This is a genomic window from Pseudoduganella sp. SL102, from assembly GCF_027856995.1.
Taxonomy (GTDB): Bacteria; Pseudomonadota; Gammaproteobacteria; order Burkholderiales; family Burkholderiaceae_D; genus Rugamonas; species Rugamonas albidiflava.
This window is the reverse complement of record NZ_CP115554.1, coordinates 6245279-6269631: the sequence shown is the minus strand read 5'-3', so window position 1 is coordinate 6269631 and position 24353 is coordinate 6245279. Positions and strand designations below refer to the sequence as shown.

The following is a 24353-nucleotide window of genomic DNA, read 5'->3' as shown; positions in this document are numbered from 1 at the left end:
CCGTCATGCTGGGAAAACTCGACAATCACCTGCGCTTCAACGAACTGGCCCTGAGCCTGCGCTCGACGCGCCAGAGCGTGCTGGCATCGAACATCGCCAATGCCGATACGCCGAACTACAAGGCGCGCGACATCGACTTCACCAGCGCGCTGCAGAATGCGCTGGCCAATACTGCGCAGACGGGCACGCTGAACACCACCAAACCGCGCCATTTCCCCACCCCTGCGCCGGACGGCAGCACGCTGGCCGACGGCATGCCGCTGCTGTACCGGGGCGTGGTGCAGGGCGCCGTCGACGGAAATACGGTCGACATGGACGTCGAACGCAACCAGTTCGCCGACAACGCGCTGCGCTATGAAGCGGGGGTTACCTTCATCAACAGCCAGATCAAGGGCCTGATGACGGCCATCCAGGGCCAGTAAAGCGGGCCAACGAGGAGAAACGCCATGTCACTGTTCAGCATATTCAATGTTTCCGGTTCGGCCATGAGCGCGCAGTCGCAGCGCCTGAACGTGGTCGCCAGCAACCTGGCCAACGCCGACAGCGCCACCAGCGCGACCGGCGAGGCCTACCGCGCCAAGCAGGTGGTGTTCGAAGCCACCCCGTCGGCCAACAACGCCTCCACCGGCGTCAAGGTGCAGCAGGTGATCGAAGACCCGTCGCCGATGAAGCAGGTGTACGACCCGAAAAGCCCGCTGGCCGACGACAACGGCTACGTGACGATGCCGAACGTGAACGTGGTCGACGAGATGGTCAACATGCTGTCGGCATCGCGCTCGTACCAGAACAACGTCGAAACGATGAACGCGGCGAAAAGCATGCTGCTGAAAACCCTGACCATCGGTCAATAACCGGAAAGATCACCATGGCCGTCATTGCCACCCCCACTTCCACCAGTGCCGTGTCGCAGTCCCTGATGGACTCGATGAACACGAAGGCCAGCACCGGCAACGAGATCTCGGCCGAGCAGGACAAGTTCATGACGCTGCTGATCACGCAGCTGAAGAACCAGGATCCGCTCAACCCGCTCGACAACGCCCAGGTCACCAGCCAGCTGGCCCAGCTGAACACGGTCACCGGCATCAACAAGCTGAACGACACGCTGGAAACGCTGAAGACCGACCTGGCCGCCTCGCAGTCGGCGCAGGCGGTCAACATGATCAACCACGGCGTGCTTGCCCCCGGCAAGTCCATGCAGGTGGCGGAAGGCAAGGGCATCTTCGGTATCGAGCTGGGCTCGTATGCCGACACGGTGCAGCTCGACATCAAGAACAGCAGCGGCAAGGTGGTGCATTCGCTGAAGATGAACAACGTCGAGGCCGGCGTGCTGCCGCTGGCATGGGACGGCAAGCTGGAAGACGGCACCACGGCACCCGATGGCACCTACACGCTGGCGCTGACCGCGACCACCAGCGACAAGGCGCTGACCGATGCGCAGGCGCTTGCATTCGGCACCGTGGCCAGTGTGTCGACGGGACCAGGCGGCGCCAAGCTGAACGTTCCGGGCATGGGGCAGCTGACCATGGACGACATCAAGCAGGTGCTCTGAGCAACACCCGAACCTGGCAACACCCGAGCGCAGTACCGATAACACCGATACACAGATTTCCATTCAGAGGACACCATGTTCCAGCAAGGTCTCAGCGGCCTGAACGCCGCCTCCACGCAGCTCGACGTCATCGGCAACAACGTCGCCAATGCCAGCACGGTCGGCTTCAAAAGCACCGAAGCGCAGTTCGCGGACATGTACGCGAATTCGCTGAACGGCATTTCCGGCCGCAATCCCGGCATCGGCGTGACGGTTGCCCGCCTCGCGCAGCAATTCTCGCAAGGTAATATCGAGACCACCAACAACCCGATGGACATGTCGATCAACGGCGCCGGCTTCTTCCGCACCGTGCAGGATGGCGCGATCCAGTACACCCGCAACGGCCAGTTCCTGCTCGATAACACGGGCACCATCGTGAATGCGCAGGGCGCCGCGCTGACCGGCTACCTGGCCAACGTGGATGGCATCATCCTGCAGGGCGCGCCGGTACCGCTGCAGATCGACGCGGCCGACCTGGCCCCGGTGCAGACCACCGAGGCCAACTTCCAGATCAACCTGTCGTCGAACTCCACCACGCCGACCGTGCAGCCGTTCGACGCCAGCGATCCGCGCACGTACAACAAGCAGACCGTGATCCCCGTCTACGATTCGCTGGGCAACGAGCACACGATGGGCATGTACTACGTGCGCACCGGCGGCAGCACCTGGGACGTCTACGTGGCCAACGATGGCGTTCAGATCAATTCGCAGGAAGTGATGCGCGCCGCCGTGACCACCCAGGCCGTCGTCGATGCCCGGGCCGCCTATGCGACGGCAGTGACCGGTGGCGACCCCGCCGCCATCACCGCGGCGCGGGTAGCCTACGCCGACGCCGTCGGTACCACCGTCACGGCCCTTGCCACCGCGGCGGGCGCCAACGAGGCCGTGCTGGCCCAGATCGCCGCGCTGTACGCGCCGGCCACCAGTGTCGGCAACGTGGCCAGCAACACGCCGGACACCATCGATGCCGCGTTCGGCGCCGCCGTCAACGTGCCGGCCACCAGGGCAGGCACGCTGATCTTCACGAAGAACGGCCTGATCGACTCGGCCGCGATGCAGGCCGCCGGTTCCACGCTGCCGTTCAACATCGTGCTGCCGGTGTTCCCGGACAACGGCTCGTTCCTGGAAATCCCCATCGCCGTCACCTTCGACGGCAGCACGCAATACGGCACCGCGACCAGCGAAAAGAACTCCACCCAGGATGGCTATTCGTCGGGCAGCCTGCAGCGCTTCGCGGCCGACGAGAACGGCATCATCATGGGCCAGTACAGCAACGGCAAGTCGCGCGCGCTGGGGCAGGTGGTGCTGGCCGATTTCGCCAGCGTCGACAACCTCGTCCCGCTGGGTAACAACGCCTGGTCCGAGAGCGCCGGCTCCGGCGTGCCGCAGCTCGGCGTGCCGAATGCCGGCGGCATGGGGCAGCTGCGCGCCTCGTCGGTGGAATCGTCGAACGTGGACCTGACCGAGCAGCTGGTGGACATGATCACTGCCCAGCGCGTGTACCAGGCCAATGCGCAGACCATCAAGACCGAGGATTCGGTGTTGCAGACGCTGATCAACCTGCGCTGATAGGGAGACAGGGCTGGGCCGTCACTAATGCCGTCTAGATTAGCAAACCCCAAATGCAAATTCCGGGGTCAGAGAGGAATACTGGCTTGCAGGCCAGTATCGCTACGTCGGCAAGGAGCGATGCTCCTTGAAACCCCGACTACGCCCCGCCGGGGTGAAGCAGGGGTTTCGCGAAGCATGCTTCGCGCCTGCGTAACGGTCCTGGCATGCATGCCAGGACTCCTTCCTGACCCCAGCCCTTCGCTGTTGGGGTGAATGCATGCGCTTTCAATGTGTCGGCTAGTCCTTAACTTCACGACATCAGGGCCCGTCCTTCATTTTTCGCAGTTCAAGCAAGAGGAACCATCATGGACCGCCTGATCTACACCGCAATGACCGGCGCCAGGCACATCCTGGACCAGCAGGCCACCACGTCGAACAACCTGGCCAACGCCACCACGGTGGGCTTTCGCGCCCAGATCGACGCCTTCCGCGCCGTGCCCGTGGTGTCCGAAGGCATGCCGACCCGGGCCTTCGTGGTCGACAACACGGTGGGCGCGGACTTCCGCCCGGGGCCGCTGGAAACCACCGGCCGGCCGATGGACGTGGCGATCCGCGGCGAAGGCTGGTTCGCGGTGCAGTCGCCCGACGGCTCCGAAGCGTACACCCGCAATGGCAGCTTCAAGGTCAGTGAAAACGGCCTGCTGCAAACTTCCGGCGGCCTGACGCTGCAGAGCGAGGGCGGCGGTCCGATCGCGGTGCCGCCGAACACGGAAATCTCGATCTCCGCCGATGGCACCGTCAGCGGCATCGATGCCAGCCAGGTGCAGGCCGGGCCCACCAACATCATCGGCCGGCTGAAGCTGGTCAATCCCGACGTGGCCGGCCTGGTGCGCGGCGACGATGGCCTGTTCCGCCAGCAGTCCGGCGAACCTGCCGCCGCCGACCCGGCGGTGCGCGTGGCCGATGGCTGCCTGGAGCTGAGCAACGTGAACCCGGTCGATGCGATGGTCAACATGATCACGCTGGCCCGGTCGTTCGAGACGCAAATGAGCCTCCTGAAGAACGCCGAGAATAACGCCGCGAAAGCCGCCCAGATCCTGGCTTTGAACTGATCCCCGCCGTCGCATAATGCTTTCGTGGATGAAAGCCCCGCGGGGCAGGGAGAAAGCACATGATACGTTCGCTCTGGATTGCCAAGACCGGCATGGAAGCGCAACAGACGCAGATGGATACGGTGGCGAACAACCTCGCCAACGTCAGCACCAACGGCTTCAAGAAATCGCGCGCGGTCTTTGAAGACTTGCTGTACCAGAACGTGCGCCAGCCCGGCGCCAGTTCGTCGCAGCAAACCCAGCTGCCCTCCGGCCTGCAACAGGGTACCGGTGTGCGCCCCGTGGCGATCGAGCGCATCCATACGCAGGGCAATCCCCAGGCCACCGGCAACGACAAGGACCTGATGATCAACGGGAACGGCTTCTTCACCGTGCTGCTGCCCGACGGGACCACCGGCTACACGCGCGACGGTTCGTTCCAGCGCGATTCCAACGGCCAGATGGTCACTTCCAGTGGCTACGCGCTGCAGCCGCCCATCACGATCCCCATCGACGCCGATGAAATCAACGTGGCCAAGGATGGCACGGTGACCGTGCAGCTGCCCGGCCAGGCCGCCGCCCAGCAGATCGGCAACCTGCAGCTGGCATCGTTCATCAACCCCACGGGGCTGGAATCGATCGGCGAGAACCTGTACCTGGAAACCGGCGCCTCCGGCGCGCCGCAAGCCAACGCGCCGGGCACCAACGGCATCGGACAGATCCTGCAGGGCTACGTGGAAGTGTCGAACGTCAACGTGGTCGAGGAAATGGTCAACATGATCCAGACGCAGCGCGCGTACGAGATCAACTCGAAGGCCATCACCACCTCCGACCAGATGCTGCAGCGCCTGTCGCAACTCTAAGCCGGCCCCGGGCCGGCTTCGGTCCAGCTTTAGTGCAGTTTTTGTTCAGCGCCGTTCAGCGCAAGTTCAGCCCTGGTTCAGTTCCAGTGCAGCTCGAGGGATCCATCATGAAGTGCTCCGTCTCCGCCATCGTCATTGCCGCCGTTGCCACCCTGCTGGCGGGCTGCGCCAGCGAACCGACCTCGATCGTGGCCGGTCCCACCTCCGCGCGGCCGATCCCGACCCCGCCGGTGACCCTGCCGGCCAATGGCGCGATCTACCAGGCGCAGACCTTCCGGCCCGTGTTCGAAGACCGCCGCGGCCGCATGGTGGGCGACATCATCAACGTCATCATCACCGAGCGCACCACCGCCAACAAGAACGGCACCAGCTCGGCGACCCGCACCGGCGGCGTGGGCATCGGCATTCCGGGCCCGCTGCAGGGCCGGCTCGGCGCGCGCGTCGCCACCGAGACGGACAACAACTACGCCGACTCGGCCGCGCAATCGGCCAGCAATGCGTTTACCGGCACGCTGGGCGTGACGGTGGTCGAGGTGCTGCCGAACGGGAACCTGGTGGTGGCCGGCGAGAAGCAGGTCGCGATGGACAAGGGTACCGAGTTCATCCGCATTTCCGGCACCGTGAACCCGGACACCATCGGCGCCGGCAATTCGGTGTCGTCCACGGCGATCGCCGATGCGCGTGTCGAGTACCGCACCAACACCCACCTGGACCGCGCCGAGCTGACATCGATGGCGTCGCGGTTCTTCTTGAGCCTGCTGCCGTTCTGACATGACCGACTGATATGAAAAACCTGATCACATCGCTGGTGCTTGGCTTGTCCCTTCTGGCCCCGGGCGTCCAGGCCGAGCGCCTGAAAGACCTGGCCAGCGTGGCCGGCGTCCGGGAAAACCAGCTGATGGGCTACGGCCTCGTCGTCGGCCTCGATGGCAGCGGCGACCAGACCACGCAAACCCCGTTCACGGTGCAGAGCGTGGCATCGATGCTGCAGCAACTGGGCGTGACGCTGCCGTCCGGCTCGCAGCTGCAGCTGCGCAACGTGGCCGCCGTGATGGTGACGACCTCGCTGCCGGCCTTCGCGCAGCCGGGCCAGCAGCTCGACGTGACCGTTTCGTCGCTGGGCAATGCGCGCAGCCTGCGCGGCGGCACCTTGCTGATGACGCCGCTGAAAGGCGCCGATGGCCAGGTGTACGGCATGGCACAGGGCAACCTGGTGGTGGGCGGCGTGGGCGCCCAGGCGCCGGGCGGCGGTGCCGCGACCGTCGTCAACCACCTGTCGGTGGGGCGCATCAGCAATGGCGCCACCGTCGAGCGTGCCGTGCCGACGGCGCTGGGCGAAGGCGGGCAGATCCGCCTGGAACTGAAGAATGCCGATTTCGCCACCACCAGCCGCGTCGTCACCGCCATCAACAACCGCTTCGGCGCCGGCGTGGCATATGCGCTGGATGGCCGGGTGATCCGCGTGACGTCGCCGGCCGCCTCCGACCAGCGCGTGGCCTTCATCGGCCAGCTGGAAGAGCTGGATGTACAGCCGGCCACGCTGGCGGCCAAGGTGATCATGAATGCCCGCACCGGTTCGGTGGTGATGAACCAGGCGGTCACGCTGCAGGCTTGCGCCATCTCGCACGGCAACCTGCAGGTGTCGGTATCGCCCGATACGCAGGTGAGCCAGCCGGGGCCGCTGTCCGGCGGGCAGACCGCCGTCACGCAGCCGGGTGCCGTCGACATCCAGCAGGCGCCGGGCAAGGTGCTGCAGCTGCAGGCCGGCGCCCAGCTGGCCGACGTGGTGAAGGCGCTGAACGCGATCGGCGCTTCGCCCCAGGACCTGCTGGCGATCCTGCAGGCCATGAAGGCATCCGGCGCGCTGCGCGCCGAACTTGAGATCATCTGACCGGAGGCCCCATGATTCGCCAGACCAGCACGCCGGCCGACCTGTCCGCTACCGACCTTTCGTCCAAATTTGCGCTCGACTCAAAGGGCCTGTCGGAACTGCGCCAGGGCGCGAAAGCGGGCTCGCCCGAGGCATTGAAAGGGGCGGCCACGCAGTTCGAAGCCATGTTCGTCAACATGATGTTGAAGAGCATGCGCGACGCCACGCCGCAGGAAGGCTTGCTGGACAACTCGCAGTCCAAGATGTTCACCACCATGCTGGACCAGCAGACCAGCCAGAATATCGCCAAGAAGGGTGTCGGGCTGGCCGACGTGCTGATGCGGCAATTGTCGAAGACCGCCGGCTTGAGCGGCATGGAAAATGCTGGCGATTCCGCCATTCCCGAAGGGGGCTTCACGAAATCGATGCTGGACGCGGCGAAACTGCAGCGCTCGATCGATGCGGCCGGCGGGAATAAACTGGATACGGCGACCACTTCCGTGGCGCCCAGCAAGTCCCGTCATGCGCATGTACGCGCCTTTGCCGACAAGCTGGCCGGCCATGCCGAGGAAGCCAGCCGCGCCACCGGCATCCCGGCCAAGTTCATGCTGGGCCAGGCCGCCCTGGAGAGCGGCTGGGGCAAGCGGGAGATCAAGGGAGCCAACGGTGCCAGCAGCCACAACCTGTTCGGCATCAAGGCCGGCAGCGACTGGAAGGGCAAGACGGTGGACGTGGCCACCACCGAGTACGTCAACGGCCGGGCGCAGCGCAAGATCGAGCGCTTCCGCGCCTACGACAGCTATGCCGACAGCTTCAAGGATTATGCAAGGCTCATCACGGACAACCCGCGCTATGAAAAAGTGCTGGCCAGCGCCGGCGATGCGGCCGCGTTCGCCCGCAACCTGCAAAAGGCCGGTTATGCGACCGACCCCAATTACGCGACGAAACTGGCCGCCGTCATCAACAAGACCCTGGTGTGAGCGCCCGCGTAATGCATGGGCGTAATGCATGGGCTTGATGTACGAATCCTGCACGTTAGCTTTGCGGCAACTCAAGTTCCGCCGGCTTTTGTCGTAAACTGGGCATAACTGGAAAGAGTCACAGCATGAGCAATCTACTCAGCATCGGCAGGACCGGCTTGCTGGCGGCGCAGACCGGCATCGCCACCACCGGCCACAACATCACCAACTCGAGCGTCCCGGGCTATTCGCGCCAGGGCATCGTGCAGTCGACGCTGCCGCCGCTGAACCAGGGTGTGGGGTATGTTGGCCAGGGTACGCAGGTTGCGCAGATCAAGCGTTACTACGACGATTTCCTGAACAAGCAGGTAATGAACGCGCAGGCGACACAGGGCTCGGTCGACGCGTACCTGACCCAGATGACCCAGATCGACAACATGCTGTCCGACGCGTCGATCGGGCTGTCGCCGGCGTTGCAGGATTTTTTCCGCGGCGTCCAGACGGCCAATTCCAATCCTTCCCTGCAATCGTCGCGCACGTCGATGCTGTCTTCGGCTGAGACACTGGCGGCGCGCTTCCATGAAGTGTCCGGCCGGCTGCAGGAGTTGCAGGAGGGCGTCAATACCGACATCACGAACACGGTCAACGGCATCAATTCGTACGCCGCGCAGATCGCCAACCTGAACAACCAGATCGCCACGCTGACGACCGATCCGCTGAACCCGCCGAACGACTTGCTGGACCAGCGCGACCAGCTGGTGCGCGAACTGAACCAGCAGGTCAAGGTCACCGTGCTGCCATCGGACAACAACATGCTGAACATCACGTTCGGCTCCGGCCAGCCGCTGGTGGTGGGCACCAGCCACCTGGAAATGCGTGCCGTGCTGTCGCCGACCGATCCCGGCCGGCTCGTGGTGTCCTACCCGTCGACCGGCCGCAGCACGATCATCGGCGACGACACTTTTGCCGGCGGGGCGCTGGGCGGCTTGATGGACTTCCGCCGCGAGTCGCTGGACCGCGTGCAGAACCAGATCGGCCAGGTGGCCGCCGGCCTGACGCAGGCGTTCAATGAACAGCACCGGCTGGGCCAGGACCTGAACGGCGACCTGGGCGGCGACTTCTTCACGCCCCTGAAGGGCTATGTCGGCTACGATGCGGGCAACTCGCCGCTGAGCACGCTGGAAGTGGATGCGACGATCACCGATGCCAGGGCGCTGACCGGCCTCGACTACGAGCTCAACTTCGACGGCGATCCGCCCGCCTACTCGATCACGCGCTCCGATGGCCAGGTGTTCACCGACCTGTCCGTGCCCATCGATGGCGTGACGTACACGCTGACGGGCGACCCGCAGGCGGGCGACCGGGTGCAGGTGCGCCCCACGTACACGGCCGCCGCCAACTTCGACGTGGCGATCACCGACTACCGCAAGATCGCGCTGGCGGCACCGGTGACCACGTCCGTGCCGACCACCAACTCCGGCAACGGCACCATCAGCCCCGGCGTGGTCAACGAAGACTATATCGGCAACCAGCTGGCGGCACCGGTAACGCTGACGTTCACGGGCGGCGAGATCACCGGCTTCCCGGATGGCAGCACGGTGCCCTATGAAGAGGGCACCACCCTCAGCTTCGGCGGCATCTCGTTTTCCATTTCCGGCACGCCGGCCGAGGGCGACACCTTCATCGTCGGGCCGAACACGAGCGGTGTCGGCGATGCCCGCAACGGCGTGCTGCTGGCCGGCCTGCAGACGTCGAACATCCTGAACAATGGCACGTCGACGTTCCAGGGGGCGTATGCCGCCACCGTCAATTTCGTCGGCAACAAGACGCGTGAACTGCAGGTGGGCAGCGCCGCCGCCGACACCACCGTCGACCAGGCGATCGCGGCGCAGCAGAGCGTATCCGGGGTCAACCTGGACGAGGAAGCGGCCAACCTGCTGCGCTACCAGCAGGCTTACCAGGCCGCCGGCAAGGTCATGCAGGTGGCCGGCACGTTGTTCGACACCCTGCTGTCGATCGGACAGTAATTTCGAGGTTGATCATGGCTATCCGTATCAGTACCCAGACGATGTATGACCGCAACGTATCGCAATTGGCGAACTTGCAGGGCAATATGCTGCGCACGCAGATGCAGCTGTCCACCGACCGCCGCGTGCTGACGCCGGCGGACGATCCGGTGGCATCGGCGCGCGCGCTGGAAGTGACCCAGGCGCAGCAGCTCAACGACCAATATGAACTGAACCGGCAGAACGCCAACGCTTCGCTGACGCAGGTCGACACGGCGATGCAGACGGTGAGCGATATCCTGGAAGGGGCACTGGCTGAAGTCGTGCGCGCCGGTAATCCTGGTCAGGGCCAGTCGGACCGCGACGCGATCGCCACGGCACTGGAAGGGCAGCTGAACGACCTGCTGGGCCAGGCCAACACGGCGGACGGCACCGGCGGCTACCTGTTCTCCGGCTTCAAGACGAATACGCAGCCCTTCGCATTGACGTCCACCGGCGCCACGTATTTCGGCGACCAGGGCCAGCGCGAGCTGCAAGTAGGCTCGGGCCGGCAAATGGCGATCAGCGCCTCCGGCAGCCAGATCTTCGAGCAGAACATCACGGGCAACGGCACCTTCCTGACCCAGGCCGACCCGGGTAACGCGGCGCGCGGCGGCACCGGCATCATCTCGCCGGGCAGCGTGATTGACGCCAGCGCGCTGACCGGTGCCAACTACTCGATCAATTTCACCAAGGATGCCACGACCGGGCTGGTGCAGTACTCCGTCACCAATACCACGGACGGCACCGAAGCCGTGCCGGCCACCGACTTCAAGGCGGGCGAGCCGATCACGTTCGACGGCATCACCTTCGATATCGCCGGCGCGCCGGCCGATGGCGACATCTTCACCGTCGAGCCCAGCGAGAACCAGTCCGTCTTCACAACGATCCGCGACGTGATCACGGCCCTGCGCAATGCCGGCACGGGCCCGACCGCCGGAGCCCAGCTGACGAACGCGCTGAGCACGGCCAACCAGAACCTGCAGAACGCGCAGGACAATGTGCTGTCCGTGCTCGCATCGGTCGGCGCCCGCCAGAACGAACTGGACTCGCTGGACAACTCCGGCTCGGCCATGGACATCCAGTACATCGACCAGATCACCAACCTGGTCGGCCTGACCGCACGCGGCCAGATCGAAGCCGTCTCGCTGTTCCAGCAGCAAACCACCAGCCTGACCGCCGCCCAGCAAACCTTCCGCGCCGCCACGCAGCTGTCGTTGTTCAACTACATCTGACCGCCAAAAACCGGGGACAGGCTCCGATTGTTTTCGAAACCGGGGACAGGCTCCGATTATTTTCCGAAACCGGTGACGAAACCGGTGACAGGCTCCGATTATGTTTGAAAGGTTTCCTTAATCGGAGCCTGTCACCGGTTTTTTTTCTTTCTTCGGGCGGCCCGGCCGTCCGGCCGTGTGCTCAAGAGGCAGTTCGTCCTGCAAGCCGCTACGAATTTGCGTGAGTTCTGCTTCCGTGAGATCTGTTGCGAACAGCTTTCGATAGCTTTCCTTGCGTTGCCCTTCGCTGGTGCCCAGTCGTCCATACAGCTCATGCGGGCTCAGGAGTGAGTGGGTGTCGCCGAGCCCGGCATTTTCCCGATAACTCGACCATCGATACTGGTCTTGCCGGACCACCAGGCCGGCACGGACTGGATTGAGTTCGATGTACCGCTGGCATATGAACAGATACCGTTCCGTCGGCACCAGGCACGACCAGTAGCGGCCCTCCCATGTGGAGCCGCTTTTCCCCAGGCGTTTGTTGAGATACGAGCTGTACTGCTGGCTCAGCTTGCACATCAGCCTCGACGGTCCGGACACGTCGTCGAACGAAGTCAGGATGTGCACGTGATTGGTCATCAATACATAGGCATGGATTGCACAGCCGGCGGTAGTTGCGTGCACGCGCATTTTGTCCAGGTACACCAGATAGTCGGAGAAGCTGTGGAAGCATGGCTGCCGGTTATGGCCGCGTTGAACGATATGAAGCGGAACTCCGGGCAAAACGAGTCGGGCGCGACGGGGCATGGTCACCTCCAATGGATGGGATCGCCAATGGTGATGGCCAGGAGCGGCGGTGCCCCTGTGCCATCGCAAACGCGGCCGTTTCGAGGGGGCAGCGGCAACGAAAATCGCACCCGAAATCGTTCAAGAAGCGGAGCCTGAGAAATCGGAGCCTGTCACGGGTTTTGGAATCGAAACCGGATCGAAACCCGAGCCTGTCACCGGTTTCGATCGAAATTGGAGCCTGTCACCGGTTTTGAAATCGAAAGCAATCGAAATCGGAGCCTGTCGAAATCGGAGCCTGTCACCGGTTTGTGGCGGTCACCGGTTTTGCGGCGGCGGGCGGGCGGGGAACTGGCCCTGGCCCTGCAGTGCGCGCGGGATCATCTGGGCTTTTTCGGCGCCCTGGCCCAGCAGGTTGACCAGCGGGCTGGCGAGGTAGGGCAGGGCGATCATCAGCACGATGAAGCCGACGCCCAAGGTGATCGGGAAGCCGATGCCGAACAGGTTCAGCTGGGGCGCCGCGCGGGTCAGCACGCCGAGGGCGACGTTGGCGATCAGCAGCGCGGCGACGATGGGCAGCGACAGCTGTACGCCGGCGGAGAAGATCTTCGCGCCCCACAGCGCCAGGTCCCAGAAACCGCCGCCGTGGAACATGCGGCCGGAGATGGGCAGGGTGAAGAAGCTCTCGGCCAGCGCTTCGAGCAGCCACAGGTGCACGTTCGCGACCAGGAGCGTCAGCGTGGCGATCCATGTGAGGAACTGGGAAATGGCCGACGACCGGCCCTGCGACATGGGGTCGAAGAAGCTGGCGAAGCCCAGGCCCATCGTCAGGCTGCTGATCTCGCCGGCCATCTCCACGGCGGCAAACACGAGCCGCATCGCAAAGCCCATCATGACGCCGGTAATCAATTCCTTCGCAAGGATCAGCATGCCTTCCCACGACGCGGGGTCGGTGGCCGGCACGGCCGGCACCAGCGGTGCAATGGCGATCGCCACCACGACACCGAAGCCGAGCCGGGTGCTGCGCGGCACGCGCGCGTTGCCGAACACGGGGGACGCGGCGATCAGGCCGAGCACCCGCGTCAGCGGCCAGATGAAGCCGGCGATCCAGGTGTTGATCTCGGCAAGCGTCAGGGCCAGCATGAGGATGGATGCAAGAGCGGAAAACGCGTCAGCTGACCATGCCGGGAATGCCGCCCAGGATCTCGCGCATGTAGTCGGTCATCACGCTGATCATCCACGGCCCGGCCACCACCAGCGCGACGAACACGCCGACCAGTTTCGGGATGAACGACAGCGTCGATTCGTTGATCTGCGTGGCGGCCTGGAAGATCGACACGATCAGGCCGATGCCGAGGGCGACCAGCAGCAGCGGCGCGGCGACCATCAGCGTGATCTCCATCGCGTGGCGGCCCATCGTCATCACGGTTTCCGGGGTCATGATTGGCTATCCTGTAAAAGCGCTAATAAAAACTCTGGGACAGTGAACCCAGCAGCAACTGCCAGCCATCGACCAGCACGAACAGCATCAGCTTGAACGGCAGCGAGATCACCGCCGGCGACATCATCATCATCCCCATCGACATCAGCACCGAAGCCACCACCATGTCGATGATGAGGAAGGGAATGAAGATCGCGAAGCCGATCTGGAAGGCCGTCTTCAGCTCGCTGGTGATGAAGGCCGGCACGAGGATGCGCATCGGCACGTCCTCCGGCCCCTGCAGCGCCGGGCTGCGCGAGATCTTCACGAACAGCGCCAGGTCGGCCTGGCGGGTCTGCTTGAGCATGAAGGTTTTCAAGGGCGCCGCGCCGCGCTCGATGGCCTGCTGCATGGTGATCTGGTTGGCCTGCAGCGGCTGGTATGCCTCGGTATAGATGCGGTCGAACGTGGGGCCCATCACGAAGAACGTCAGGAACAGCGCCAGCCCGACCATCACCTGGTTCGGCGGCGCCGTTTGCGTGCCCATCGCCTGGCGCAGCAGCGACAGCACGATCACGATCCGCGTAAAGCCCGTCATCATCAGCAGCACGGCCGGCAGGAACGTCAGCGCCGTCATCAGGATCAGCGTCTGCAGCGTCAGCCCGTACTGGGTGCCGCCGCCGGCCGCCGGCGTGCTGGTGAAGGCGGGGATCGTGGGTTCGGCGACCGCCAGCAAAGGAAGGAAGAGTGGCAGCGCCAGGGCCGCCTGGCGCAGCGCGCGAACGCGCCGATGGAGCGGCTTACTTGCCATTGCGCTTTTCAATCGTTTGCTTGAACCATTCCGAGAAATTGGTCGCCGGCAGCGCCTGCTGGCGCGCCAGGTCGGCCTGGCCGCCGGCATTGCCTTCCTGCCGCGGCATCGTGGCCAGCGCATTCATGCGCCCCGGCGAAGCGCCGACGACGATCCACTGGTCGCCGACCTCGACGACGAGAATCCGCTCGCGTGCGCCGACCGACAGCGCGCCGACCAGTTTCACCGTGCTGCCGCCCGTGACATTGCGCGGCCCGAAGCGCTTCAGCGCCCAGGCCAGCCCGACCAGGATGGCCAGCACGAACGCCAGCGCGACGACCGTCTGCAGCAGGCTGCCCGCCGCGGACGGCGGCGTGGGCAGGGGTTCCGGCGGCGCGGTGCGGGCACCGGCCAGCGCGGCCTGCTGTTCCGGTGTGGCCACGGGTGGCGCCACCGGGCCCGGCGCCGGCGCCTGCTCGGGCGACACGACGGTGGCCGGCTCGCCCGCCTTCACGGGAGCAACGGTGCGGTCGGTGGGATTGGTGATGACGGGCGCAGAGGTGGACGCAGGAGCGGGCGCCGTGGCCGGCGCCTGGGCGGACGCGATGCCGCCGGCCAGGACACCGCCGGCCAGCAGCGCGGAAAGCAGGGTACGCTTCATTTATTCAGTTTTCGGATGCGTTCGGAAGGCGTGATGATGTCGGTCAGGCGGATGCCGAACTTGTCGTTCACCACCACCACCTCGCCTTGCGCGATCAGGCAGCCGTTGACCAGCACGTCCATTGGTTCGCCCGCCAGGCCGTCCAGCTCGACCACCGAACCCTGCGCCAGTTGCAGCAGGTTCTTGATGGCGATCTTCGTGCGGCCCAGTTCCACCGTCAGCTGGACGGGGATGTCGAGGATGAAGTCGATGTCGTTGTGGGTTTCCGTGCGCGTCGCCGTCTTGGAAAAGTCCTTGAACACGGCGGCGGTGGCCGCTTCCTTCTGCAGCGCTTCCGCTTCCGCCTTGGCCTGTTCGGCAATCGCCGCGCCCCAATCGTCGTCGAGGCTTTGATCGTCCTGGTTGTCCGCCATGATGTTCTCCTAAAACTCCGGGCTGGTGGTACCAGCCAACTTCACATCGGCCGTGGATGCCGGAGGCGCCCACTGGCTCGTTTGCCCGCTTGTTTGCTCAAGCCCCTGCACAATCACTTGCTTAAATTGTCGCTGTTGGCCAGCAGCCTCTCCACTTTCAGCGCGTATTGTCCATTCAGTACGCCATAGGTGCAATCGAGCACCGGCACGCCATCCACCGTGGCCTCGATCGTTTCCGGAATGTTCAGCGGAATCACGTCGCCCACGCGCATGTTGAGGATCTCGTCGAAGCTCACCTTGGCGGTGCCGAGCCGCGCCACCAGTTCCACTTCGGCGATCTGGATCTGCTGCGTCATCAGGCGGATCCAGCGCTTGTCCACTTCCAGCGCCTCGCCCTGCAGCGACGAGGTCAGCGCATCGCGGATGGGCTCGATCATCGAATACGGCATGCAGAAGTGGATCTGGCCCGACACCGAGCCCAGTTCGACCGTGAAGGTCGAGGCCACCACCACCTCGTTCGGCGTGGCGATGTTGGCGAACTGGGTGTTCATCTCCGAGCGGATGTACTCGAACTCGACCGGGAACACCGGTTCCCATGACTTGGTGTAGGCCTCGAACACGATATCGAGGATGCGCAGGATGATGCGCTGCTCGGTGGCGGTGAAATCGCGGCCTTCCACGCGGGTGTGGAAGCGGCCGTCGCCGCCGAACAGGTTATCGACCAGCAGGAATACCAGGCCCGGGTCGAACACCATCAGCGCCGTGCCGCGCAGCGGCTTCATGTGCACCAGGTTCAGGTTGGTCGGCACCACCAGATTGCGAATGAACTCGCTGTATTTCGACACCCGCACCGAGCCCACCGACACTTCCGCGCTGCGGCGCAGGAAGTTGAACAGGCCGACGCGCAACAGGCGCGCAAAGCGCTCGTTGATGATCTCGAGCGTCGGCATGCGGCCGCGCACGATGCGTTCCTGGGTCGCCAGGTTGTAGGTGCGGACACCCGCGACTTCTTCCGGCGCCGCAACGTCGTCCTGGTCGCCGTTGACGCCCTTCAGCAGGGCATCGACTTCTTCCTGGGAGAGAAAATTATCCGCCATGACTCTTCTGGATGCTGGTTGGACGCTGGTGTTGTCGGATAGCGATGCTGGATAGCTATTGAATAATGAACGAGGTAAACAGTACTTCCGCGACTTCCTGCTCGTCGCCGTGCTCCTGGAATGGCTCGTTGACCTGCTCCAGGATTTCCTTGGCCAGCTGGGTCTTGCCTTCCGGCGTATTGATTTCCGACGCCTTCTTCGACGACAGCAGCAACAGGATGCGGCTGCGCACCTTGGGCATGTTGTTCTTGATGACGTCGGACTGCTCGGCGTCCGGCACCTGCAGCGTGAACGCCAGCTGCAGGTACTGCTCGCCTTCTTCCGGATTCAGGTTGACGGTGAACGGCTCGACCGGCACATACACGGGCGGCCCTTCGTCCTGCTTCTTCTTTTTCTTCTTCGGCTTGGTCGTTTCTTCCTCGTGTTCGGCCTCCGCGGCACTGCCTCCCTTCATCAGGAAGAACGCCGCCGCGCCGCCGCCGCCCAGCACGAGCACCAGCACGGCAATGAGGATGATGACCAGTTTCTTGCTGCCGCCACCGGCGGGCGCGGCGTCTGCCTTTGGGTCAGCTTTCATGTGTTTGCTTTACTTTCAACAGTGCTCTTGCTATTGCAATTCGATACGTATCGCCATTATGGCATTATCGGCCGAGGCGGCGCGTCGGGATACGCGGAGCAGCGGGTCGAAGACCCGCCAGCTCTGCCGTATGAGAATGGCCGGAAGGATGCGGGCGCCGTGCGCCGCGTTCAGGCGAAGGTGTCGACGGCACCCAGGATGGTGCGGCGGATGACCGGCTGGGCGTCTTCCTGGGATCCGGCGGCGTCGCCGTTGCCATGGCGGCCGCCACCGGCGCCACCCGAACCGCCGCGTGCCTGTTCGGCGAATGCCTGCTGCTGCTCCTGCGTGCCGGCGGAGACCGATGCGTCGCCCAGCGAGATGCCCGCTTCGCTCATCATTTCGCGTAGCTTCGGCAGGGCGTTTTCAATCGCCTGGCGGGTTTCCGGCTGGTGCGCCGTGAAGGTGGCCGTGGCCGAATCGTTCGACACGCTCAGCACGACCTGCAGCGGACCGAGATCGGGCGGATTCAGGGTCAGCGATGCGCTCTGGTCGCCGCCCGCCACCATCCACACCACTTTCTGGCCCAGTTGCTGCTCCCAGGCGGAAGTGCCCACGCGTGCCTGCAACTGGTTGGCGGCCACGGCATTGGCGGCCTGCACGGTCGCGGCCATGGCTTGCGCGGCCGGGTTTGCCATCGGCTGGGCCGCCGGCGCCGCGTCGGCCTTGCTGGCGGCCTCGTGCGCAGCCAGTTTCGCGGCGAACTCCTGCACCTTCTGGTCGGCTTTCGCTTCCAGGCCGGCGCCCGCCCTGAGCAGCCGGTCGGCGCCGGCCTGTTCCATCAGCGTATCGTGCAGGGTGGGCGTGCCATCCTTGCCTGGCGTGTCGGCAGGCTTGTCGGCCAGCGCATCCAGGCCGCCCGGCACTTCCTTGCCAGCCAGCGCGCCTTTCTCGAACAGCAGGGATTTGTCGGCCACCATGGACTTGCTGGCCAGGTCCGGCCGGAGCATTTCGATACCGGCCGGGAGCGCGGGGAGCCCGGCGCCGGCGGCGGCATCGGTTTCGCCGCCTTCGGCAACCGGTTCCGGCCTGGCTGTCAGCTGGCTGTAGGCGGCCAGCATGGCCAGCATGCCGGCAGCGGGATCCGCCACTGGAGTACTGTCGGCTTGCTCGCTTTCGCCGGATGGCCGTGCCGCGGCCGTTGCCGGCGTGGCATCGGCGGGAGGTGCTTCATCGGCACTGGCGGCGCTGTCCGCCTCGCCCGACTGGTTTGCATCCTGCGCGTTCTGGGTATTTTGCGCAGCCTGGGCCTGCTGCGCCGGCTTTGCCCCCTGGGCATTTTTCACCGGCGCCTTCTGGGGCTGTGCCGGGGCTGGCTGTTCAGGCGCCGCGCAGACGGGCGTACGATCGGTCTCGATCGCCAGCACGCTCTTGAAGTCGCCATTCGGCAGCGGCGCGCTTTTCGGCGGCCGCAGCGTGCTGGTGGACTGGTTCTGGATGGACTGGGTCTGCATGAAGCGCCTCGGGGTGAAAGCTCGGTTTTAAGCCTGGGTTTAAGCTTGGTCTTAAGCCTGGGTTTAAGCCTGGTTTTAAGCTTAATTCCAAGCTCGGTTGAAAACTATCGGCGGAAGAACGCCTGGCGCGACGCGTGCTCGTCCATCGCCTTCTGGTCGCGCTTGGCTTCCAGTTTTTGCTGCCTGGTTTCCTCGCGGTCGCGCAGCGTCGAGTACGACACGCGCTTGCGTTCGGCCGCCTGCCACGTGGCCTTTTCCAGCTCGCCGCGCCGGCGCGTATGCTTCAGCACTTCTTCCTGGCCGTGGATGGCGCTGTCGAGCTTTTCCATGAACGCCTGGAAGTTACGGTAAGCCATCGGCGTGATGCCGGCCTGCTGGGACGCCTGGAACTTGCGGCTGTATTCGTCGCGATAGCCGATCAGCATGTTCAGCTTCTCTTCCGCATCAGTGACGGCCTTCAGCGCCGCGCCAAGGCGCTTGGCCGCCTCGTCCGTCTCGGTGCGGGCCATGTCGATCAGGGTTTCAAGTTGGGAGGTCGAGGCCATGATGGGAAATTATACGGAGCGCCGGCGGCATCAATCAGTCGAACAGCGTGGCCAATTGCTCCAAGCTCTCGGCCATGTCCACGCGTTCGGTGATTTTCTGTTGCAGGAAATGCTCGATCCGGTCGTGCAGCTTGATGGCTTCGTCGATCTTCGGGTCGGTGCCGGGCGTGTAGGCGCCCACGGCGATCAGGTCGCGGCTGCGTTCGTAGACCGAGAACAGCTGCTTCAGGCGGCGCGCCTTGTTCTGGTGGTCGTGCGACGTGATCGAGTGCATTGCCCGGCTGATCGATTGTTCGATGTCGATGGCGGGGTAGTGGCCCGCCTCGGCGAGGCGGCGGTTCAGCACGATGTGGCCATCGAGGATCGCGCGCGCCGAGTCGGCGATCGGATCCTGCTGGTCGTCGCCCTCGGTCAGCACGGTGTAGAACGCAGTGATCGAACCGCCGCCCACTTCGCCGTTGCCGGCCCGTTCGACCAGCACCGGCAGCTTGGCGAACACGGACGGAGGATAGCCCTTGGTGGCCGGCGGTTCGCCGATCGCCAGGGCGATCTCGCGCTGCGCCATCGCATAGCGTGTCAGCGAATCCATGATCAGCAGCACGTCCTGCCCCTTGTCGCGGAAGTGCTCGGCAATGGCGGTCGAATAGGCCGCGCCCTGCATGCGCATCAGTGGCGGCGTGTCGGCCGGCGCCGCCACCACGACGGAGCGCGCCAGGCCTTCCTCGCCCAGGATGTGCTCGATGAATTCCTTGACTTCGCGGCCCCGTTCGCCGATGAGCCCGACGACGATGACGTCCGCCTCCGTGAAGCGCGCCATCATGCCCAGCAGCACCGACTTGCCGACGCCGGAGCCGGCAAACAGCCCCATCCGCTGGCCACGGCCGACCGTCAGCATGCCGTTGATGCAGCGTACGCCCACGTTCAGCGTCTCCACGATCGGTGCCCGGCCCAGCGGGTTGGCGGGGCGCACGTTGATGGGCGCCGATTCGCTGGTCTGGATCGGCCCCAGGCCGTCGAGCGGGCGGCCGGCCGCGTCGACCACGCGGCCCAGCAGTTCCGGACCCACCGGTAATTGCCGGGCCCGGTCGCTGGTGCGGCGGCGCGGGTGCGTGACGGAACCGGGCTTGGGGATCGACGGCTCGATCGGGAACACGCGCGTGCCGGGCACGATGCCTTCCACGTCGCTTTGCGGCATCAGGAACAGCCGGTCGCCCTCGAAGCCCACCACTTCGGCCTCGACCTTGCCGCCGGCCGGCAGCGGTACCGTGCAGGCGGCCCCGACGGCCAGCCGCAAGCCGACCGCCTCCATGACGAGACCCGCTACCCGCGTGACGCGGCCAGACACTTGCATCGGCTCCACAAAGTCGAGCAGCGTGCTGCAATCGTTCAGGTACGAGCGCCAGCGGTTGGCGTGCTGCTCGGGGCCTTGTACTTGAGTATCCATTTAATCGCGCTCGAGCCAGTCGAGGTTCTTGCCGACGGCGTGCGCCAGCCGCGTCCAGCGCGCCTGCACCTGGGCATCGATCTGGTTGCTCGGCGTATCGATCCGGCAGCCGCCCCGTTCGATCGACGCATCGTCGCTGATGACCCAGCCTCCCTTGTCCAGTTCTTCGCCGATGGCGCCCCGGATGATCGCCGCGTCGTCGGGGTGGAGGAACAGCACGGCGGGTTTTTGCATGGTGGGCAGGTAGGCGATCGCATCCTGCACGATGGGGATGATCAGTTCCGGCTTGGCCGGCAGCGCCTGCTTGAGCATATTGCGCGCCAGGTGCAGCGCGAGGTCCAGCACATCGTTGGCGATCAGCTGGTCGGCACCGCGCAGCGCCTCGGCGAAATTGCCGGCCAGGTCGGACAATGGCGCCAGCGCCGCCTTCAGCGCCTCTTCGCCTTCGCGGATGGCTTCATCCTCGCCGGCGCGGTGGCCCTGCGCGTAGCCATCCTGGTAACCCTGCTGGCGCGCTTCCTCGCGGATCGCTTCCAGTTCTTCCTCGCTCGGCCCGATCGTGGGCGGCGGCGCGTTCAGCTCGCGTTCGTACTCGGCCTGGCGCGCCGCGGCCTCGGCTGCCTGCTGCGCCGCCATCTGCTCGGCGCGCGCGCGCGCCTCGGCTTCTTCGCGCTCGCGCTGCGCGAGCGTGCTGGGCCGCAAGTCGCCGAACGACTTCAGTTCCCAGCGCTGGAATGCGGGTTGCGCATCTTTTGGAAAATTCGCCAAGCGTTACCTCTTCTTTGAAACAAGCCTCACTGCACATACCGGGCCAGACCTCGGTCTGACGCTAATGCCGTCAAGTAAGCGTTACGTGACACATTGAAAGCGCATGCACTCACCCCAACGGCAAAGGGCTGGGGTCAGACCCGCCGGGGTGTAGCAGGGGGTTCGCGAAGCTTGCTTCGCGCCTGCGGAACGATGCTGGCATGCATGCCAGCATTCCTCCCTGACCCCGGCTTCCGCCGTTGGGATGAAAGCAAGCGTCTCTGGACTGTATGCAACTCAAATAAACGAATCCTCGCCTTTGCCGCCCAGGACGATCTGCCCTTCGTCCGACAGCCGCCGCACGATCTGCAGGATGCCCTTCTGCTGCGTTTCCACTTCCGACAGCCGCACCGGCCCTTTCGATTCCAGGTCTTCGCGCATCATCTCGCTGGCGCGCGCCGACATGTTCTTGAAGATCTTCTCGCGCAATTCCTGCGAGGCGCCCTTCAGGGCGATGATCAGCATTTCCGACTGCACCTCGCGCAGCAGCAGCTGGATGCCGCGGTCGTCGATGTCGATCAGGTTGTCGAACACGAACATCTCGTCCATGATCTTCTGCGCCATGTCGTTGTCGTAGTTCTTGATGTTCTCCATGACGGAGTTTTCCTGCTCGCCGCTCATGAAGTTCAGGATCTCGGCCGCGGTGCGCACGCCGCCCAGCGTGGATTTCTTGATGTTCTCGTTACCCGAGAGCAGCTTGGTCAGCACGTCGTTCAGCTCGCGCAGGGCTGCTGGCTGCACGCCGTCCAGCGTGGCGATGCGCAAGACCGCGTCATTGCGCAAGCGGTCTGTAAAGTGTCCCAGAATTTCGCAAGCCTGGTCGCGCTCCAGGTGCACCAGGATGGTGGCGATGATCTGCGGGTGTTCGTTACGGATCAGCTCGGCCACGGATTGCGAATCCATCCACTTCAGGCTTTCGATGCCGGACGCGTCCTTGCCGCCCAGGATGCGCGACAGCAGCACGGAGGCCTTGTCGTCGCCCAGCGCCTTGGTCAGCACCTGGCGGATGTACTCGTCCGAATCGAGGCCGACGGTGGAGGCGGCGGCCACTTCGTCGCGGAAGCCGTCCAGCACGTCGACCACCTGCTCGTGCGGCACGTTCTTCATCGTCGCCATGGCCGCGCCCAGCTTGAGCACTTCGCGCGGGCCGAGGAATTTCATCACTTCCGCGGCTTCGGCTTCACCCATCGCCAGCATCAGGATCGCTGCCTTTTGCAGTCCGGTATTTTCAGTCATTGTTGCCTATCCATGCCTTGATGACGTTGGCGACGATCCGCGGATCCTCGTTGGCCAGTTTCTTCGCCAGCGCCAGGTTGTCGCGGTATGTCCGCGCGGTGTTTTCTTCCAGTGCCGCCAGTTCCTGCGCGCGGATTTCCTCTTCCGTCGGGCCGGCGGGTTCTTCGACGATTTCTTCCTCCGGCTCCGGCTCGGGGGCATTGATTTCGTCGATCTTCTTGAAAACCGGCCGCATCATCGGGCGCACCACGCGCAGCAGGATGTACAGCAGGATCAGCGCGACGATGGCGAACTTGGCGATTTCCGCCGCCAGCGGCAGGTTGGCCGGATCGCGCCACCAGTCGAGCACCGGGTCGGCCGGCTTGTCGATGCCGTCGAACGGCACGTTGGCGACGCTGACGGAATCGCCGCGGTCCTGGTTGAAGCCCATCGCTTCGCGCACCAGGCTGTTGATCTTGGCCATTTCCTCGGCGCTCAGCGGGCGCACCGTCACCTTGCCGTCCGGGCCGACGATGCGGCGGTAGTTGACCACCACGCCCACCGTCATCCGTTTCAGGCCGGCGATGGCTTTCTGCTCGTAGCGCACGGTCTTGTCGACTTCGTAATTGGTGGTCGATTCCTTGTGGCCGGGCAGGGTGCCGGGCGCGCCGCCGGGTACCGTGCCGGGTGGCGGCGCCTCGCCGGGCGGCGTGGTGGCCAGCGGCGCGGTCGCGACGCCGGGCGGCTGGTTCGACAGGGCGCCGGGCACGCCGTTCGGATTGGCGTTCTGGTTGCCCGTGGTTTCGCTGCTCTGCTGGCTGCGGATCGCCGACGGCGCCGGCGCCGAGTTCGGCTTGTACGACTCGGCCGCCTGCTCAACGGCGGAAAAGTCCACGTCGGCCACCGCTTCGGCGCGCACGTTCTGGTCGCCGACGATCGGTTTCACGATGTTCTCGACCTGCTTGATGATCTGGTTCTGCAGTTCCTGCACGTATTTCAGCTGGGTCGCGTCCAGGCTCTTGATGGCCGTGTTGCTGTCCTTGTTCTGGTTCGACAGCAGGTTGCCCTGCTGGTCGACGACCGTCACGTTGGCCGGCGCCAGGTCCGGCACGCTGGAGGCGACCAGGTGCACGATGGCGCTGACCTGGCCCGGATCGATCGAGCGGTTCGGGTGCAGCGTCAGCACCACCGAGGCGGTCGGGTGCTGCTGCTCGCGCACGAACACGGAAGGTTTCGGCATGGCCAGGTGCACGCGTGCCGCCTGGACGCTGCCCAGCGATTCGACCGACTTGGCCAGCTCGCCCTCCAGCGCGCGCTGGTAATTGACCTGTTCGAGGAATTGCGAGATGCCCAGCTTCTGGTTTTCCATCAGCTCGAAGCCGACGTTGCCGCCTTTCGGCAAGCCCTGGGAAGCCAGGCGCAGGCGCGTGGCGGCCACTTGCTCTTCCGGGATCAGGATCGCGTTGCCGCCTTCGCTGAATTTGTACGGCACCTGCATCTGGTCCAGCGCGGCCGTGATGGCGCCGCCGTCGCGGTCCGAGTAATTGGCGAACAGTACGCGGTATTCCGGCTGGCTTTGCCACATCCACACCATCGCGATCACCGCCAGCACGGCGGCCACGGCGGCGCCGCGGATGATATTCTTGCCCATCGGCGTCTTGTAGAACGGCGGACGCGCATCGCCGGCGGCGTTGGCGTCGAGATCGAGTTGTTCGGCGGCTGCGGCCATGGATGGATTCCGGGAATGTTGAGGTGGGGGCCTGATCCGCATTATCGTTGCGCGCAACGCGTTTCCATCCTCGGAACAGAAGCCGGTTTCCCGGCCTGCTTCGGCGCCGCCGCTGGTGTGCCGGCTGATATTCTGCGAGGGTAGAAAAAGGGGCTGGCGCATTGCCGGTGCCCGACGCATATTGTAGCGCGGCAA

The 24353-nt window shown here is 64.8% G+C and carries 25 protein-coding genes; 11 read left to right on the top strand and 14 right to left on the bottom strand.

Translation table 11 applies throughout. The features are described from left to right. Positions 1-5 precede the first annotated feature (5 nt). The 11 genes from flgB (at position 6) to flgL (ending at position 11202) form a co-directional block, all read left to right on the top strand. Positions 6-422 carry a flagellar basal body rod protein FlgB gene (gene flgB, locus OU994_RS26555; protein ID WP_281608361.1) on the top strand — a complete coding sequence of 139 codons (417 nt, stop codon included), beginning with the start codon at positions 6-8 and terminating at the stop codon, positions 420-422. A 24-nt stretch (positions 423-446) separates the two neighbouring features. Beyond that, on the top strand, positions 447-851 hold the full coding sequence (flgC, locus tag OU994_RS26550; protein WP_281608360.1) for a flagellar basal body rod protein FlgC: 405 nt from the start codon (positions 447-449) through the stop codon (positions 849-851). Positions 852-865: 14 nt separating this feature from the next. Then, a complete protein-coding gene (locus OU994_RS26545; protein ID WP_281608359.1) occupies positions 866-1549 on the top strand; it encodes a flagellar hook assembly protein FlgD in 684 nt (227 codons plus the stop codon). Positions 1550-1624: 75 nt separating this feature from the next. Then, the gene (locus OU994_RS26540) at positions 1625-3157 is read left to right on the top strand and encodes a flagellar hook protein FlgE (protein ID WP_281608358.1); all 1533 of its coding nucleotides are present in this window, start codon (positions 1625-1627) and stop codon (positions 3155-3157) included. Between the two features lie 347 nt (positions 3158-3504). Next, positions 3505-4251 carry a flagellar basal-body rod protein FlgF gene (gene flgF, locus OU994_RS26535; protein WP_281608357.1) on the top strand — a complete coding sequence of 249 codons (747 nt, stop codon included), beginning with the start codon at positions 3505-3507 and terminating at the stop codon, positions 4249-4251. Positions 4252-4310: 59 nt separating this feature from the next. Continuing rightward, the gene (flgG, locus tag OU994_RS26530; RefSeq protein ID WP_131144327.1) at positions 4311-5093 is read left to right on the top strand and encodes a flagellar basal-body rod protein FlgG; all 783 of its coding nucleotides are present in this window, start codon (positions 4311-4313) and stop codon (positions 5091-5093) included. 107 nt (positions 5094-5200) lie between these two features. Next, entirely contained in the window at positions 5201-5863 is a 663-nt protein-coding gene (locus tag OU994_RS26525) for a flagellar basal body L-ring protein FlgH (RefSeq protein ID WP_281608356.1), read from the top strand. Between the two features lie 14 nt (positions 5864-5877). Then, positions 5878-6984 carry a flagellar basal body P-ring protein FlgI gene (locus OU994_RS26520; protein WP_281608355.1) on the top strand — a complete coding sequence of 369 codons (1107 nt, stop codon included), beginning with the start codon at positions 5878-5880 and terminating at the stop codon, positions 6982-6984. A gap of 11 nt (positions 6985-6995) precedes the next feature. Beyond that, positions 6996-7943, top strand: coding sequence for a flagellar assembly peptidoglycan hydrolase FlgJ (gene flgJ / locus OU994_RS26515; RefSeq protein WP_281608354.1), 948 nt, complete (start codon positions 6996-6998; stop codon positions 7941-7943). A 125-nt stretch (positions 7944-8068) separates the two neighbouring features. Then, positions 8069-9949 (top strand): flagellar hook-associated protein FlgK, encoded by a 1881-nt coding sequence (gene flgK, locus OU994_RS26510; RefSeq protein WP_281608353.1) that lies wholly within the window; start codon positions 8069-8071, stop codon positions 9947-9949. 14 nt (positions 9950-9963) lie between these two features. After that, positions 9964-11202 (top strand): flagellar hook-associated protein FlgL, encoded by a 1239-nt coding sequence (gene flgL / locus OU994_RS26505; RefSeq protein WP_281608352.1) that lies wholly within the window; start codon positions 9964-9966, stop codon positions 11200-11202. 117 nt (positions 11203-11319) lie between these two features. Here the strand turns inward: flgL and OU994_RS26500 are convergent, their stop codons facing one another. The 14 genes from OU994_RS26500 to fliF all read right to left on the bottom strand — a co-directional run bounded on the left by OU994_RS26500 (position 11320) and on the right by fliF (position 24158). After that, positions 11320-11988: a transposase gene (locus tag OU994_RS26500; RefSeq protein ID WP_281608351.1), complete on the bottom strand. Its 669-nt coding sequence runs from the start codon at positions 11986-11988 to the stop codon at positions 11320-11322. Between the two features lie 297 nt (positions 11989-12285). Next, positions 12286-13110 carry a flagellar biosynthetic protein FliR gene (fliR, locus tag OU994_RS26495; protein WP_281608350.1) on the bottom strand — a complete coding sequence of 275 codons (825 nt, stop codon included), beginning with the start codon at positions 13108-13110 and terminating at the stop codon, positions 12286-12288. A gap of 28 nt (positions 13111-13138) precedes the next feature. After that, positions 13139-13408 carry a flagellar biosynthesis protein FliQ gene (gene fliQ, locus OU994_RS26490; protein WP_131144334.1) on the bottom strand — a complete coding sequence of 90 codons (270 nt, stop codon included), beginning with the start codon at positions 13406-13408 and terminating at the stop codon, positions 13139-13141. Positions 13409-13430: 22 nt separating this feature from the next. Then, positions 13431-14198 carry a flagellar type III secretion system pore protein FliP gene (gene fliP, locus OU994_RS26485; RefSeq protein ID WP_131144335.1) on the bottom strand — a complete coding sequence of 256 codons (768 nt, stop codon included), beginning with the start codon at positions 14196-14198 and terminating at the stop codon, positions 13431-13433. Then, positions 14188-14838, bottom strand: coding sequence for a flagellar biosynthetic protein FliO (gene fliO, locus OU994_RS26480; RefSeq protein ID WP_281608349.1), 651 nt, complete (start codon positions 14836-14838; stop codon positions 14188-14190). The genes fliP and fliO overlap by 11 nt, the downstream gene beginning before the upstream one ends. After that, positions 14835-15251, bottom strand: coding sequence for a flagellar motor switch protein FliN (gene fliN, locus OU994_RS26475; RefSeq protein WP_131144337.1), 417 nt, complete (start codon positions 15249-15251; stop codon positions 14835-14837). The genes fliO and fliN overlap by 4 nt, the downstream gene beginning before the upstream one ends. Before the next feature lie 113 nt (positions 15252-15364). Then, the gene (fliM, locus tag OU994_RS26470) at positions 15365-16348 is read right to left on the bottom strand and encodes a flagellar motor switch protein FliM (protein ID WP_131144338.1); all 984 of its coding nucleotides are present in this window, start codon (positions 16346-16348) and stop codon (positions 15365-15367) included. A gap of 55 nt (positions 16349-16403) precedes the next feature. After that, on the bottom strand, positions 16404-16925 hold the full coding sequence (gene fliL / locus OU994_RS26465) for a flagellar basal body-associated protein FliL (RefSeq protein ID WP_281608348.1): 522 nt from the start codon (positions 16923-16925) through the stop codon (positions 16404-16406). Between the two features lie 170 nt (positions 16926-17095). Continuing rightward, positions 17096-18418 (bottom strand): flagellar hook-length control protein FliK, encoded by a 1323-nt coding sequence (locus OU994_RS26460; RefSeq protein ID WP_281608347.1) that lies wholly within the window; start codon positions 18416-18418, stop codon positions 17096-17098. Positions 18419-18522: 104 nt separating this feature from the next. Beyond that, entirely contained in the window at positions 18523-18963 is a 441-nt protein-coding gene (gene fliJ / locus OU994_RS26455; RefSeq protein ID WP_281608346.1) for a flagellar export protein FliJ, read from the bottom strand. Between the two features lie 34 nt (positions 18964-18997). Beyond that, complete coding sequence (gene fliI, locus OU994_RS26450; RefSeq protein WP_281608345.1) at positions 18998-20407, bottom strand: flagellar protein export ATPase FliI; 1410 nt, start codon at positions 20405-20407, stop codon at positions 18998-19000. Continuing rightward, positions 20408-21175: a flagellar assembly protein FliH gene (locus OU994_RS26445; RefSeq protein WP_281608344.1), complete on the bottom strand. Its 768-nt coding sequence runs from the start codon at positions 21173-21175 to the stop codon at positions 20408-20410. Positions 21176-21451: 276 nt separating this feature from the next. Next, positions 21452-22450: a flagellar motor switch protein FliG gene (gene fliG / locus OU994_RS26440; protein WP_131144344.1), complete on the bottom strand. Its 999-nt coding sequence runs from the start codon at positions 22448-22450 to the stop codon at positions 21452-21454. Next, the gene (gene fliF, locus OU994_RS26435; RefSeq protein WP_131144345.1) at positions 22443-24158 is read right to left on the bottom strand and encodes a flagellar basal-body MS-ring/collar protein FliF; all 1716 of its coding nucleotides are present in this window, start codon (positions 24156-24158) and stop codon (positions 22443-22445) included. Before fliF ends, fliG begins: the two co-directional genes overlap by 8 nt. Between the last annotated feature and the right edge of the window lie 195 nt (positions 24159-24353).